At 40.5% G+C, this 13751-nt stretch carries 11 protein-coding genes and 2 pseudogenes; 11 read left to right on the forward strand and 2 right to left on the reverse strand.

Annotated elements, in window-relative coordinates; genetic code table 11:
• Window positions 1-3: 3 nt before the first annotated feature.
• Window positions 4-2688 carry a flagellar hook-length control protein FliK gene (gene fliK / locus P4S61_RS14555; RefSeq protein ID WP_337118532.1) on the reverse strand — a complete coding sequence of 895 codons (2685 nt, stop codon included), beginning with the start codon at window positions 2686-2688 and terminating at the stop codon, window positions 4-6.
• Between the two features lie 102 nt (window positions 2689-2790).
• Here fliK and ccmA point away from each other — a divergent pair, with 102 nt between their 5' ends.
• The 10 genes and pseudogenes from ccmA (at window position 2791) to P4S61_RS14605 (ending at window position 10536) form a co-directional block, all read left to right on the forward strand.
• A complete protein-coding gene (ccmA, locus tag P4S61_RS14560) occupies window positions 2791-3411 on the forward strand; it encodes a cytochrome c biogenesis heme-transporting ATPase CcmA (protein WP_337118533.1) in 621 nt (206 codons plus the stop codon).
• On the forward strand, window positions 3411-4097 hold the full coding sequence (ccmB, locus tag P4S61_RS14565; RefSeq protein WP_145239323.1) for a heme exporter protein CcmB: 687 nt from the start codon (window positions 3411-3413) through the stop codon (window positions 4095-4097). The genes ccmA and ccmB overlap by 1 nt, the downstream gene beginning before the upstream one ends.
• A 1-nt stretch (window position 4098) precedes the next feature.
• Window positions 4099-4836 carry a heme ABC transporter permease gene (locus P4S61_RS14570; protein ID WP_145239320.1) on the forward strand — a complete coding sequence of 246 codons (738 nt, stop codon included), beginning with the start codon at window positions 4099-4101 and terminating at the stop codon, window positions 4834-4836.
• Window positions 4837-4838: 2 nt separating this feature from the next.
• Window positions 4839-5042, forward strand: a complete 204-nt coding sequence (ccmD, locus tag P4S61_RS14575; RefSeq protein ID WP_145239317.1) for a heme exporter protein CcmD — start codon at window positions 4839-4841, stop codon at window positions 5040-5042.
• Window positions 5039-5518, forward strand: a complete 480-nt coding sequence (ccmE, locus tag P4S61_RS14580; RefSeq protein WP_145239314.1) for a cytochrome c maturation protein CcmE — start codon at window positions 5039-5041, stop codon at window positions 5516-5518. The genes ccmD and ccmE overlap by 4 nt, the downstream gene beginning before the upstream one ends.
• A gap of 1 nt (window position 5519) precedes the next feature.
• On the forward strand, window positions 5520-7487 hold the full coding sequence (locus P4S61_RS14585) for a heme lyase CcmF/NrfE family subunit (protein WP_145239311.1): 1968 nt from the start codon (window positions 5520-5522) through the stop codon (window positions 7485-7487).
• A pseudogene (locus P4S61_RS14590) lies at window positions 7484-8057 on the forward strand (DsbE family thiol:disulfide interchange protein). Before P4S61_RS14585 ends, P4S61_RS14590 begins: the two are co-directional and overlap by 4 nt.
• Entirely contained in the window at window positions 8054-8515 is a 462-nt protein-coding gene (locus P4S61_RS14595; RefSeq protein WP_145239304.1) for a cytochrome c-type biogenesis protein, read from the forward strand. Before P4S61_RS14590 ends, P4S61_RS14595 begins: the two are co-directional and overlap by 4 nt.
• Entirely contained in the window at window positions 8516-9796 is a 1281-nt protein-coding gene (ccmI, locus tag P4S61_RS14600; RefSeq protein WP_145239301.1) for a c-type cytochrome biogenesis protein CcmI, read from the forward strand.
• A 9-nt stretch (window positions 9797-9805) separates the two neighbouring features.
• Window positions 9806-10536 (forward strand): annotated as a pseudogene (locus P4S61_RS14605) (MlaA family lipoprotein).
• 70 nt (window positions 10537-10606) lie between these two features.
• Here P4S61_RS14605 and P4S61_RS14610 read toward each other — a convergent pair.
• Complete coding sequence (locus P4S61_RS14610) at window positions 10607-11830, reverse strand: EAL and HDOD domain-containing protein (protein WP_145239295.1); 1224 nt, start codon at window positions 11828-11830, stop codon at window positions 10607-10609.
• Between the two features lie 377 nt (window positions 11831-12207).
• Here P4S61_RS14610 and putP point away from each other — a divergent pair, with 377 nt between their 5' ends.
• Window positions 12208-13719 (forward strand): sodium/proline symporter PutP, encoded by a 1512-nt coding sequence (gene putP / locus P4S61_RS14615; RefSeq protein WP_337118535.1) that lies wholly within the window; start codon window positions 12208-12210, stop codon window positions 13717-13719.
• Window positions 13720-13751: the final 32 nt, after the last annotated feature.

The raw sequence follows: 13751 nt of genomic DNA on the forward strand, positions 1-13751 counted from the left end.
GGTTTAAACCTTAATATTAATAATGGCATGGGACTGATAAAAAGCTTGGTGTTGCGGCGCACCTTGGCTTAGCTTCATTTCACCAACTTGTAAGCCATGAGCTGTTAATTTATGGCGCAAACTCTCAAGGTGTGGATGAGCCATTGCGGTGATATCTTGGCTTGAGGCAAGTAATTGACAATCTAGTGCTTTATCCATTAATTCAGCGGTGATCTGTAATTGGCCTAGCTCTGCGTAATCAAAATTAAGTCGCACAAACCAAACATTTTTATCTTCGAGCTTATTTTGGCTTGGTTTTTTATATTGCCCTAATGAAATTTCTGTCTGTGCGGTTTCCGGTGGCAGTCGCATCGGCAGTAAAAATTGTACTAACGGATTATTATCAGGCTGCTGATTTATGGGGGTCGTGTTAATTTGGCTAATTGCAGTTTTTATTTGGCTCAGCTCAGCCGCTAATGCTTGTGATTGTGGCTGTAGTAATTGTTCTTGCAGTTTCTGTGGGTTAATTGCTTTAAAGTTAGGCACCAATACTTGGAGTAAAGCATCAAGTGAGCTTTGACTATTAAAATTCAATGCGCTGATATTTGCTAAGCTTGGAGCCGCTAAAATAGCCACGGCCAAATGCTCAACAGATTGGCTAAAACTATTTTGCAGGGCACTATTTGTTAAGCTTTCTGGACGTAAAACACTGAGTATTTCTCGTTGAATGGTTAACGGTTGCAACGATTGGCTGTCAATCATGCGGCTAAAAGCTTGATTGACTAGCCGATTTAAATCGACATTATCACTCACTTTGGTCGTTGCTAGTTTATCAATTTGTGAAGCGATATGCTGTTTATCGTAGTTTGCTGCTGATTTAAAATTAGGCAGCGGCTTTTCGATAGGCGTTTTTAAAAGTGGTGCCAATAATTTGGCTTCCAGTGGCAAGCTAATCTGGCTGGCTGGCAAAGCGCTAGTTATCGGCCCTTTTAATGGTGCATCGATATGTGAGTGGGTACTTGCTTTTAGATTGTCGTTGTTTAACTGTGCTGTTAGAGATGCTACTTTGGTATCTACCCCAGCAGCAAACGGTGGAGTTGTTTTTAATTTTTGCTGAGCATCGGCTATAACTGTTTTGGCTGCAGCGCTATTATCACTGACATTGACAGTTGTACTATTGATTTTGCTGGGTAGAATTTGTTCGGAACTGCGTGCCGGCGCTTTAGTGATAGGTTCTTTATTTAGCTGAGCCGGTTGAGTCGGTTGAGCATGAATATCAGCGGCTGTTTGTTTTGGATTAGCAGTAACCTGCGGTATTTTATTTTGCGCTACTGCAGTTTGCTTGCTGGATTGAATCGCGGCGGCTAGTTTATTTAATTGCTGATGGCTATCTGTATCGTTGCTCAGTGGCGCCGCAGTAGTACTGTTATTTTTAACCACATTAGGCTCTGTAATACTTGCTAAACCGGCTTTTAATCGCTGAAATAACTGTACCAGGGGAGGCGACTGGTGATAATGCTTTGGCAGCGCGGTACCTTGACTGATATCTGCCAGTAATGGTTGGGTGTTGCTTGTCGCCATTGCCACAAGGTTTATTTGCCGGAGTGATTTGGGTAATAAGGTTTGTGCAGTTTGATGTGTTGGTGTTAGCGATTGTGCTACAGCTGATTTATTGCTGATCATTGCTAATTGACTAAATGGTTTGCTTTCAAAATAGCGTACTGCGTCACTTATTCGGGTTTTTAAGTCAGCAAAACTGTCTTGTAACCACGAGCTTATTGGGCTGCTACTGACCAATGAGGGGCTACTAGGTGCTGCACTTGTTTGGGTATTAAACTGGCCTGGTACATGGCTTTTTTGTACCAGTGAATTAAAAGTATGGGCTAATGAATTTTTTAACTGCAAGGCTATTTTTGGTAGCTGCGTTTTTATTATTAATTGTTCATTAAGCGCATTTAATTGTACTTTTTGAATTACTCCGCCAAGCTGAGTTGTGTGTGTACTGTGGCTCTGTAACGGCTGCTGAGGTACTAATTTAATACTGCCATTATAGTTATTAAAACTCAGTATTACGGCGTTTTTATCTAGCTGTAGCTGCCCATTAGGCACTTGTTTACTTAGCCAAAGAGCAAGTTTTGCTTGACTGATTGGCTGTTGGTGAAGTGTATCAGCAAAGCGATTAATAACACTTAAGGTAAAATTATTGCGGTTCGGAGTAATTATTGCTTTTAGGCCTTGTTCACTGTGCAGTAGTTGGGCGACTTCTTTATTGATAGGAATACTGGCGTGTAATTGGTTTAACAGTAATTTTGCAGCAGGTTGTAAAATAATTTGCAACGACAATGGTTTATTATCGACCTGATCACCACTATTAATAAAATTCAAAACACTTTGCAGCTGGTTTGTTTGGCGTAGGCTGATTTCAGTTTGTTTTGGTAAAATAGTGAGTTGTTTACCATCATTACTGAGTTGAATATCGGCACTGGCAATTTTTTGAGTGTTTGTTTCAGTGCCAGTTGTAGCTAAGCGCAATGTTTGCCAATGCTTATCAATATAGACTTCCATCTGCACAGAGCCATTGGCGAATACGATATTTTTAGCGCTGAGTGTTTGCTCGCTGAAAACAGGTAATTGCTGTGCAACGCCATTGTGTGACGAATGACTTATAGGAAGCGAATTCGCTAATGTTATCTGTGTAGGTTTGTTCATTAATTTAAATCAAGTTTTCGTTAATAGGTGCAAAGCATTATTCGTATTACCCTATCATTATGATAGACTAACGCCTAATTTTGGGTATAGAGAATCATCATCTTGTTACACATTAAGTCCGTCACCTGCATCAAGCAAGAGCGTTGTTTGTTTGCGGATCTTAATTTCAGCTTGAAATCAGGTCAAATCATGCAATTAGCAGGCCCAAATGGGGCTGGTAAAACATCACTGTTGCGTATAATTGCGGGTTTTTCTGCGCCCGATGAAGGACAAGTTATGTGGCAAGGTGAATCAATTGCTAAAAACTATGATGAATTTGCCCGACAGTTGTTATTTATCGGTCATAAAACCGGGGTGAATAGTCAACTTAGTGCGATTGAAAACCTACGGTTTTGGTTGCAAATTCAAGGTTACAATACTGAGCAAGATCTTTACTCATTATTAGCTAAAATTGGCTTAGTTGGTCTTGAAGATGTACCTGTGCGTACTCTATCAGCCGGTCAGCAACGTCGTGTTGCGCTGATTAGGCTCTGGCTTAATGATGCGAAGTTATGGGTTCTGGATGAACCATTTACAGCCTTAGACAAATCCAGGGTTGCATTTTTACAACAACGGTTTTTAGCCCATCTAGAACAAGGTGGGGCGATTTTATTAACTACCCATCAAGATTTAACTACGCATTTTAATGAGTTACAAACAGTGACTTTGGAGTACCGACACTGATGTTACGCCAGCATTCATATTGGCAGCTATTTAGTGCCGTTTGTAAGAAAGATTTACAGCTGGCATTTCGCCAGCGTGCTGAAATTGTAAACCCCATTTTGTTCTTCTTGATTGTTATTACATTATTTCCGTTAGCAATTGGTCCTGAGCCCGGTCTACTTAGCCGTATGGCACCTGGTATTATCTGGGTCGCCGCTTTACTTTCAACCATGTTAGGCTTAGATAAACTATTTCGTGATGACTATCATGATGGTAGTTTAGAGCAATTGATTGCTTCATCGTACCCGCTACCGTTAACGGTGCTCGGTAAAGTTGTTGCCCATTGGATCATTACTGGCTTGCCGTTGGTGTTGATGACGCCGCTGTTCGCCTTGTTATTAAATTTAGACAATCAAGCATTGATTGCAACGGTGCTTACCTTGCTCTTGGGTACGCCATTACTTAGTTTTATCGGCGCTATTGGCGCTGGGCTTACTGTGGGATTACAAAAAGGCGGTATTTTGATGAGTTTATTGGTCCTGCCTTTGTATATCCCCGTATTAATTTTTGCAACGTCTGCTATCGATACCAGTACAATGTCACTGGATTATAGTGGGCAGCTTGCCATCCTTGGTGCGATGCTCGTCATTGCAATTATCAGCGCACCAATCGCCATATCGTCAGCATTGAAAGTGAGTGTAAGTTAATATGTGGAAGTGGTTACATCCCTACGCCAAAGCAGAGCGTGCATATCAATTATGCAATACGTTACTGCCCTATTTTACCGTGATAACGGTTGTCTGTATGCTTATTGGTTGGGTCTGGGGGTTAGCCTATGCGCCTGCCGACTATCAGCAAAAAGACAGTTATCGCATTATCTTTATTCATGTACCATCAGCTATTTTATCGATGGGTGCTTATTCATCAATGGCCATAGCTGCAGTGATCGCTTTGGTATGGCAACTTCGTAATGCAGAGTTAGCAGTAATTGCTATTGCACCTGTTGGTGCATGTGTAACTGCAATTGCACTTATTACTGGCGCCGCTTGGGGTAAACCTATGTGGGGGGCCTGGTGGGTATGGGATGCACGACTCACGTCTGAGCTCATTCTATTATTTTTATACTTAGGGGTATTGTCTTTATATCATGCCTTTGAAGATAAAAAAGCAGCAGGTCGAGCTGCATCTATTTTGGCTATTGTGGGGGTAATTAACCTACCAATCATCCATTTTTCTGTTGAGTGGTGGAACACCTTGCATCAAGGTGCCAGTATTACCAAGTTTGATACGAAAGCTATTGATCCAAGTATGTTTTGGCCATTAATGGTAAATATAGTCGCGTTTGCCGGCTTTGTCGGTATGGTGACTTTGATGCGTCTTAAAAATGAAATTTTACAACGTGAAAAGCATCGTCCTTGGGTGCGCCAGTTGTTGAATAGGGGTTAGTTATGCAGTTTGATTCTTTTTCTGATTTTATTGCCATGGGCGGCTACGGCTTTTATGTGTGGCTTTCTTTTGGTTCATGTGCACTGATTTTGTTAGGTATTTTAGTAAGCTCTTTGAATGATACAAAGCGTATTATGGCTTCTGTGCAGCAACAAGCTGAACGAGAAGCTCGCATTAAACACGCTAAGCAGGAGAATCATGCATGAACCCAAGACGTAAGAAACGTTTGCTTGGCGTCGTCGCTATTGTATTTGGTATTGGTGCCGCCATTGGTTTAGTACTTTATGCTCTGCAAGAAAATATTAATCTATTTTATACACCAAGTGAGTTAATCGAGGGGAAAGGCCCAGATAAAGAAAAGCCGCATATTGGTCAAAAGTTGCGTATTGGCGGTATGGTAGTTCCAGGATCAGTGATTCGGGATGAAACCAGCCTACAAGTAAGCTTTACCTTGATTGATACAGGCCCCTTAGTAACGATTAAATACCAAGGTATTTTGCCTGACTTATTTCGTGAGGGGCAAGGGATTGTTGCTCAAGGTGTGTTGATTGAACCTAATGTAATAGAAGCGTTCGAGGTTTTGGCTAAGCATGACGAAGAGTATATGCCTGCCGAAGTTGCGGAAGCGGTGAAGGGGATCAAACACGAAAAACCAAAATATAACTTAGAAAGTGGCAATTAAGATGATCCCAGAAATCGGTTATTTTTCTCTAACACTGGCTATGGTGCTAAGTGTTTTATTGTGTATTTTTCCTTTGTGGGGCGCACATACTGGTAATTTACGGTTAATGCGTGCTGCTCCTTCATTAGCTATCGGCCAATTTGTATTCGTACTGTTGTCATTCGCAGCCCTTATTTATGCAAGTTTAACTGATGATTTTACCGTCGCGTACGTGGCGTATCATTCAAGTAGTACTTTGCCTTGGTATTATAAAATCACCTCAACTTGGGGCGGCCATGAAGGCGCTATTTTATTATGGTTAGTTATGCAAGCTGGTTGGACTGCAGTTGTTGCACTGCGCTCTAATTCATTACCTTGGATATTAAGAGCACGTGTATTAGGTGTGTTAGGCTTTTTAGGGGTTGGCTTTATGCTTTATACTCTGTGGATGTCGAACCCATTTGAATTATTACTGCCGTATTTTCCTGTCGAAGGGCGCGACCTTAATCCGTTATTACAAGACCCTGGAATGATCATCCATCCTCCTTTACTGTATATGGGTTATGTTGGGCTATCGGTCTCTTTTTCATTTGCAATTGCTGCATTATTAACAGGTAAACTTGATAATACTTGGGCTAAGTGGTCACGTCCGTGGACAATGACTGCGTGGGGATTTTTAACATTAGGTATCACTATCGGAAGCTGGTGGGCATATTCCGAGCTTGGCTGGGGTGGCTGGTGGTTTTGGGATCCCGTTGAAAACGCATCGCTCATGCCTTGGTTAGTAGCTACGGCGCTATTGCATTCATTGACGGTAACTGAAAAACGCGGTGTATTTAAATCATGGACCGTATTACTTGCGATTGCTGCATTTTCATTAAGTTTACTGGGCACCTTTATTGTTCGCTCTGGCATTATTGTCTCCGTGCATGCATTTGCTACCGACCCCGATCGTGGTTTATTTATCTTAGCGTTTTTAGCGATAGTAGTCGGCGGTGCGTTAACGTTATATGCATTTAGGGTATCGCAAGTACGCAGCGAAGGTCGCTATAAACTGGTATCACGTGAAGTGGCATTATGGCTCAATAATATATTTTTAGTGGTTGCTACTTTTATTGTGTTACTAGGTACTTTATTACCTATGGTTCATAAAGAAATGGGCTTAGGCAGTATTTCAATTGGCGAACCATTCTTTAATAAAATGTTTGCCATTATTTTGGTGCCGTTTGCCATCTTAATGGGTATTGGCCCTCTGTTGCGTTGGAAGCAAAACAAGTTGTCTTTTTTACAAAATAAACTCCTTGTCTCAGCGTTAATGAGCATAGTAATCGGTGCTACTTGGTTATATTCAAGTTATGCCATCGTAGCGCCTTTAACTTTATTGGCGACCACGCTTGCGATATGGATTGTGATCACCACCGGTGTTGATTTATATGTTAAAGCTACTGTGCAAACTAACTTTAGCCAAGGCCTTAAAAGGTTAGGACTTAGTTATTGGGCTATGGTACTAGGGCATGTAGGTATTGCCTTTGTCATCGCAGGAGTCACTTTAACTTCTGCGTACTCTGTTGAACGTGATGTTTCGATGAAGCCGGGCGAAATTGTGCAGTTAAACCAATATCAGTATCGCTTTGAAGGGGTTAACACTATTCGTGGACCAAACTACAGTGGTCATGCTGGAGAAGTGAGTGTCCTGAAAAATGATAAACTAGTTACTATACTGCATGCAGAAAAACGCCGTTACGATATTGGTATGCAATTTATGACTGAGGCTGCAATTGATGCTGGCTTTACCCGCGATTTATACCTTGCCCTTGGTGAGCAATTAAATAACGGTGGTTGGTCACTGCGTATCTACCATAAGCCATTTGTGCGTTGGATGTGGATTGGTGGCGTGTTGATATCACTTGCCGGTTTTATGATTTTAGGTGATAAACGTTACCGCACTAGTAAGAAAAGCATTGATAAGTCACAGGAGAAGCTGGTATGAACCGCAAGTTGTTAGCGCTAATACCTCTGTTGGCGTTTGTTTTAGTGTGCGTGTTTTTATTTTCAAGGTTTGTTTTCAAACCCAAGAGAAATTCAAACTGGTCGGTTAGGTCAACCGATGCCAGCTTTTGATTTACCAGATTTAATGCAGGATTCAAAGCGTTGGCAAGATAGCCAATTAAAAGGCGATGTATATTTACTCAATGTGTGGGGCACTTGGTGTCCTACCTGTTTGGCTGAATTAGATTATTTAACCCAATTGCGAGAGCAAGGCGTTAAAATTGTCGGGCTTTACTATGTGCAAAGTTACGATGCTGACTTTGATGGTGAATTTGATATGTCAGCGCTTCGTGAAGAAGTGGCGTCAATGTTAAGTCGTGCAGGTGATCCGTATCAGTTTAATATTCTTGACTTACATCGTACACTTTCGCTTGATTTAGGTGTATCAGGTGCACCTGAAACATTTTTAGTGGATAGCAAAGGCACCATTTTATTGCACCATACTGGCGATATAAACCCACGAGTTTGGCGTGCTAAATTTGCTCCCTTGATGCAGGAATTACAGCCATGAAATATTTTATAATTGCTTTAATGATATTAGCTAGTGGCATAGCTATGGCAGAGCAAGATCGGTACCAATTTGATAACAACGAACAAGCGCAACGATTTACTGAGTTAACTAAAGAATTACGTTGCCCTAAATGCCAAAATCAAAATATCGCAGATTCAGATGCTGTGGTTGCAAAAGATTTACGCGAAAAAGTATTGGCGTTAGTCAAAGAAGGCAAATCGAAAGACGATGTGATTGAATATATGATTGACCGCTATGGCTATTTTGTTCACTACGATCCGCCGGTTACGCCAGCAACATTAGTGTTATGGGTATTACCTATTTTGATTGTGGTATTTGGCTTTGGTTTTATTATTTTTCGACAACGTAAGGCTGCGGTTAAGCAAACATGGAGTGAGCAAGATGAGGCGTTATTAGCCAAGCTCATTGCGAAAAATGAACGTCAGGAGCAGATTTAAATGATACTAATGTGGGTTTCTTTTGCATTATTAACCTTATTAGCTGTGGCGTTTGTGGCATTGCCTTTTTTGAGTAAAGAGCGCATACAAAGTCTCACTTACAATGCTAATTCAGAGCTTATTGCCATTTACCATCAGCGCCTTGGTGAGCTGGCGAATGATTTAGCAAATCAACGTATTGATCAAGCTAACCATGATGAGTCTGTGATTGAGCTCAAACGTCGTTTACTAAATGAGTTATCACCTGAAAAATCACTGATGAGTAAGGGTAATAACCGTATCTTTGCGTTAACCGGTAGTGCATTTTTAATTGCTTTTACGGCTATATTTTATACTGCTACTGGCTCACAACAGCAATTACAGAACTGGCACAGCGCTATGGATAATTTACCTGCCTACGGTGAACGTGCAGTGATGCAAAAAGGCGAGCCTTTAACCCAAAATGAATTACAAGCGTTTGCGTTAGGGCTACGCACTAAACTAGATCAAAGTGGTGATGATCAAGTGGCCTGGATGCTGCTAGGACGTGTTGCTATGTCATTGAATGAATACGATATGGCACAACAGTCATTTGATAAAGTGTTGCGTCTGGATCCTGACAATATGCCTGTGCTTATCAGTTACAGCCAAGTGCTATTACTGGAAGGCAGTGAGGTAAATATGACGCGCGCTGCGGGTATGCTCTCTAAAGTACTTAAAGACGATCCAACTAACCTTGATGCTATTTCATTGTTAGCATTAATTGCTTACGAGCGTCACGATTGGTTACAAGCAAAATCAGCATTCGAAGTACTTTTAAATAGTATGGACGAACAAGACTCTCGTTATGGCATGATTGCTCAGAGGATTACTGAAATTGAACAAAATATTTCTGCTGAAAATACACAACAACAAGTTCAACAGAGCAGTGACGAAGATAATAACGCAGTCCAAACTAGCGCTATTAAAATCACTGTTAATCTTGCTCCACAGTTTACTGACAAGCTTCCAACGCAAGGAACCTTATTCGTCTTTGCAAAAGCCGCCAATGGTCCACCAATGCCACTCGCAGTGGTAAAATTAACAGATTATAGTTTTCCAATTGAAGTACAGTTAAGTGATAGTAATGCTATGGTTGCAGGTTTAACGCTTTCGAGCGTTGATAAAATTATTTTAACTGCACGCATTTCAAAGGATGCATCAGTAATGCCTTCAACGGGTGAGTTGGAAGGGCGTTCAGATGTGTTAGAACGTAGCCAAACCAAGGCTTATGATTTACTTATCAATGAATTAATACCTTAAGGATAAAAGATGTTAAGACAGAGTTTAGTTTTGTTTGGACTATTGGTGCTAGCAGGATGCGCACAAGTGCCTGACGAAAAAATAGATGAGCGAGATCCACTACAATCATTTAATCGTCCAATGTATGATTTTAATATGGATGTACTTGATGCGTATGTTCTGCGCCCTGTTGCGGTAGGGTATGTGGCTGTAACGCCAACACCGGTGCGCCGTAGTATCGTCAATTTTACTGGTAACATTAGTGCACCAACTGATGTAATTAATGCCACGTTACAAGGTAAAGCGGGTAACGCAGGGGTTAGTTTAGCGCGCTTTTTAGTTAATTCAACAGTGGGTATTTTTGGCTTATTTGATGTTGCTACATCGCTTGGTTTGAATATTGTTGATGAAGACTTTGGTCAAACTCTGGGGGTGTGGGGAATAGGTGACGGTGCCTATTTAATGCTACTGGGAATGGGACCGTCAACAGCGCGTAACCTGACGGGTGATGTTGTTGATAGCTTTGTGTTACCGAAAATTGCCTTAACCACGCCACAAACTGTATTGGTGTTTGCATTAAAGGCCGTAGAAGCCCGAGCCTTTTAATACCGCAAGAAAGCTTATTGAATGAGTCACTCGATCCGTATATTTTTATGAAAGACATTTACTTTCAACGTCAGTTATATGAGCTGTATGATGGTAATCCACCTGTTGAAAAAGAGCCCGAAGATTTTGATGAAGACTTTTTAGAAAGCCTTTAATATATTATATTTTTCGGGTTAAATAACAATGCCAGCATCTAAGCTGGCATTGTTTTTACGGCGTTATTTATTACCCAGCCAGTACTTTCATTTGTTCATTAGCCCAGTTAACTGCGTCATGGTATGCATCTGGCACTTTACCAGCTGTAAGACCAAGCTCATCTTTAATCGCGTTTGCACCTTGCCAATTGGCTTGTTCGTATAATTTTACCAAGCGCAGATATTGTGCCAGTAAACCTTGATCCTCTAATAATGCTAACTTTATGTCGTTGGATAATGGTAGCTTATTCATCACGCTTTCCATATCTTCATCTAATATGGCATCCATTAGTGACATCATACCGGTTAAAAAAGCCATTCCCGTATCTTTGAGTTTACTATGGTTTATAGCTAGCAACTCAGTAAAGCGTGCTCTAGTTAACGATAAGCGTATTAACTCTGCGGGTTTATCACCAGCAACTTGAGCTGCAAACAACAAGGATAAAAACTTTTTAATTTCTGCTGCACCTAGCACAATTAGTGCTTGTTTGATGGTGCTGATCTCAGCTCTGCGCTTAAATGCCGCTGAATTACTATAACGTAATAATTTATAAGAGAGGTTTACATCTCGCTCAAATACGTCGGTAATTTTCTTTAAATTGACTTCAACAGTGGATGTCTCATAAAGCAGCTCGGCAAGAGCTATCTCTGATGGCGGCAAGGTTTTACTTTGCACCATTTCTGGCTTGGAAAAGAAAAACCCTTGAAAGTAAGTAAAGCCAAGATCTAATGCTAATTGATACTTTTCGTAGGTTTCTACCTTTTCTGCTAATAATTTTATATGCGGATAAGGTTTAATTTCTTCGATTATGCTGTGGATAGTGTCAACTTCACAATTGAGAAAATCTATTTTAATAATATCAATAAAAGGATAAAAATGACGCCATACAGGCTGGTGAATATAATCATCCAGGGCGAGCGTATAACCTTTTTGTTTTAAGTCTTTGACGATCGCGAGTAAGCGTTTCCCTGGTTGAATTGTTTCGAGTATTTCTACAACAATCTGATCTTTACCAAGCAGGGTTGGGTAGCCTTTTTGTAATGTTTCAAGCGTAAAGTTGATATACGCTGGTTTATTATCGGTGAGATCTTCTAAGCCAAAATTGAATTGACTACCTTCAATTAGCCGACTAGTTGCCTCGTCACCATCAATATCTGGGAATACATTATCAACGCCGTCACGAAAAAGTAACTCATATCCTACAAGTTGTTTGTTTCGATCTAAAATTGGTTGGCGTGCAGCATAAAAATACATAAACAGCGGGTCCACATCAGTTAAGCGATTACTTGGGCAATATAAGATAAAATAACATAAATAGCATTAACTATATTTAAAATATCAATACTATAGTATTGATTAATTGCAAAATCATCGATCTAATCCTAGGGTAATTAAGTATTAATTACCATGTTCTATAGTCAAATAATTAACCATTAGGTAAAACCGCTTAACCCTATATCATTGTAAGGTTAACTTAGTAATTGGAGTTATTCACCCTTTGCGTGATATAGTCAAGCTCTAGGTTGGTTTTTACACCAATAATGACTTTATATAGTATTGATTTATGAGTCATTATTAGGATTAAAAGCCAGGTTTTAACTTCAGAGTTGGAGGCGAGTTTGGAAACTGGAATGATTATTTCTTTAGCTGCGTATTTTATCGTAATGCTAGGTATTGGCTTGTACGCTTATAAGCAGTCTACCGCCGATGTGTCGGGCTATATGTTGGGTGGCAGAAGTTTATCACCAGCTGTAGCTGCTCTATCTGCCGGTGCATCGGATATGAGTGGTTGGCTACTTATGGGCTTACCCGGTGCTATGTATCTATTTGGCTTAAGTAAAGTTTGGATTGCAATAGGCTTAGTACTTGGCGCTTGGGCAAACTACTTCTTAGTAGCGCCACGCCTGCGTGTCTATACTGAGAAAGCGAATGACTCGATTACTATTCCTGATTACTTTGCTAATCGTTTTGCTGATAATAAAAATATATTACGTGTAATTTCGGCAATCGTGATCATCGTTTTCTTCACACTTTATACTTCTTCAGGCGTTGTCGCTGGCGGTAAATTATTCGAAAACTCATTTCAGATGAGTTACGAAACGGGGCTTTATGTGACAACCGTGGTCGTCGTACTTTATACATTGTTTGGTGGTTTCTTAGCTGTGAGTTTGACTGACTTTGTGCAAGGTTGCATCATGTTCATCTCGCTACTTGCTGTACCTATTGTTACTTATATGATGCTAGATCAGCCAGTGTTAGACACACTTACTAATGCCAGTTATGACTTGCTGTTAAGCGCTCCGAAAGAGAGCGAAGTCCACTCTCTTAATATGTTAGATTGGTTTGCAGGCGGTTCAACCATCGCTATTATTTCTGCAATGGCATGGGGCTTAGGTTATTTCGGTCAACCGCATATCATAGTGCGTTTTATGTCAGTACGATCTGTTAAAGATATGCCTACTATGCGTCGTATTGGTATGTCGTGGATGACCTTATCAGCAATTGGTGCAGTGTTAACAGGACTATTTGGTGCTGCTTACATGATCGAAAATCAAATGTTGATTGACGATAAAGAAACGATATTTTTAGTATTATCTGAATTGGTTTTCCATCCACTTATTGCCGGCTTTTTACTTGCTGCTATTTTAGCTGCGATTATGAGTACTATTTCATCTCAGTTATTGGTTTGTTCAAGCTCTTTGACTGAAGACTTCTACAAAATTTATTTAAACCGTGATGCATCACAAACCGAGCTGGTTTTAGTTGGTCGAATTAGTGTACTACTCGTTGCATTATTTGCTATTTATTTGGCTTATGACCGCGACAGTTCTATTTTAGATTTAGTAAGTAATGCGTGGGCAGGTTTTGGGGCTGCGTTTGGCCCGTTAGTATTACTTAGTTTATATTGGAAGCGAATGAATCTACAAGGTGCGATCAGTGGTATGGTTGTGGGTGCAGGGACAGTGTTGATCTGGATATATGCGCCAATCACCATAAATGGAGAGAGTCTCAGCAGTATCATTTATGAAATTATACCGGGCTTTATACTTGCAACAATTGCAATCATTACAGTGAGCTTATCAACAGCGCCACCAAATAAAGAGATCACCGAATTATTTGATGAAGTTGAACGAGGGCTATAACGAGTAGTAATTTTTATAACTCAAAAAAGGGC

The organism is Pseudoalteromonas sp. B160, from assembly GCF_037162485.1.
Lineage (GTDB): Bacteria > Pseudomonadota > Gammaproteobacteria > Enterobacterales > Alteromonadaceae > Pseudoalteromonas > Pseudoalteromonas rhizosphaerae.

What these genes read in the sequence shown, in the direction of transcription:
- fliK (WP_337118532.1), bottom strand. Translation starts at nt 2,688, where the DNA reads ATGAACAAACCTACACAGATAACATTAGCGAATTCGCTTCCTATAAGT.
- ccmB (WP_145239323.1), top strand. Translation starts at nt 3,411, where the DNA reads ATGTTACGCCAGCATTCATATTGGCAGCTATTTAGTGCCGTTTGTAAG.
- P4S61_RS14570 (WP_145239320.1), top strand. Translation starts at nt 4,099, where the DNA reads ATGTGGAAGTGGTTACATCCCTACGCCAAAGCAGAGCGTGCATATCAA.
- ccmD (WP_145239317.1), top strand. Translation starts at nt 4,839, where the DNA reads ATGCAGTTTGATTCTTTTTCTGATTTTATTGCCATGGGCGGCTACGGC.
- ccmE (WP_145239314.1), top strand. Translation starts at nt 5,039, where the DNA reads ATGAACCCAAGACGTAAGAAACGTTTGCTTGGCGTCGTCGCTATTGTA.
- P4S61_RS14585 (WP_145239311.1), top strand. Translation starts at nt 5,520, where the DNA reads ATGATCCCAGAAATCGGTTATTTTTCTCTAACACTGGCTATGGTGCTA.
- P4S61_RS14595 (WP_145239304.1), top strand. Translation starts at nt 8,054, where the DNA reads ATGAAATATTTTATAATTGCTTTAATGATATTAGCTAGTGGCATAGCT.
- ccmI (WP_145239301.1), top strand. Translation starts at nt 8,516, where the DNA reads ATGATACTAATGTGGGTTTCTTTTGCATTATTAACCTTATTAGCTGTG.
- P4S61_RS14610 (WP_145239295.1), bottom strand. Translation starts at nt 11,830, where the DNA reads ATGTATTTTTATGCTGCACGCCAACCAATTTTAGATCGAAACAAACAA.
- putP (WP_337118535.1), top strand. Translation starts at nt 12,208, where the DNA reads ATGATTATTTCTTTAGCTGCGTATTTTATCGTAATGCTAGGTATTGGC.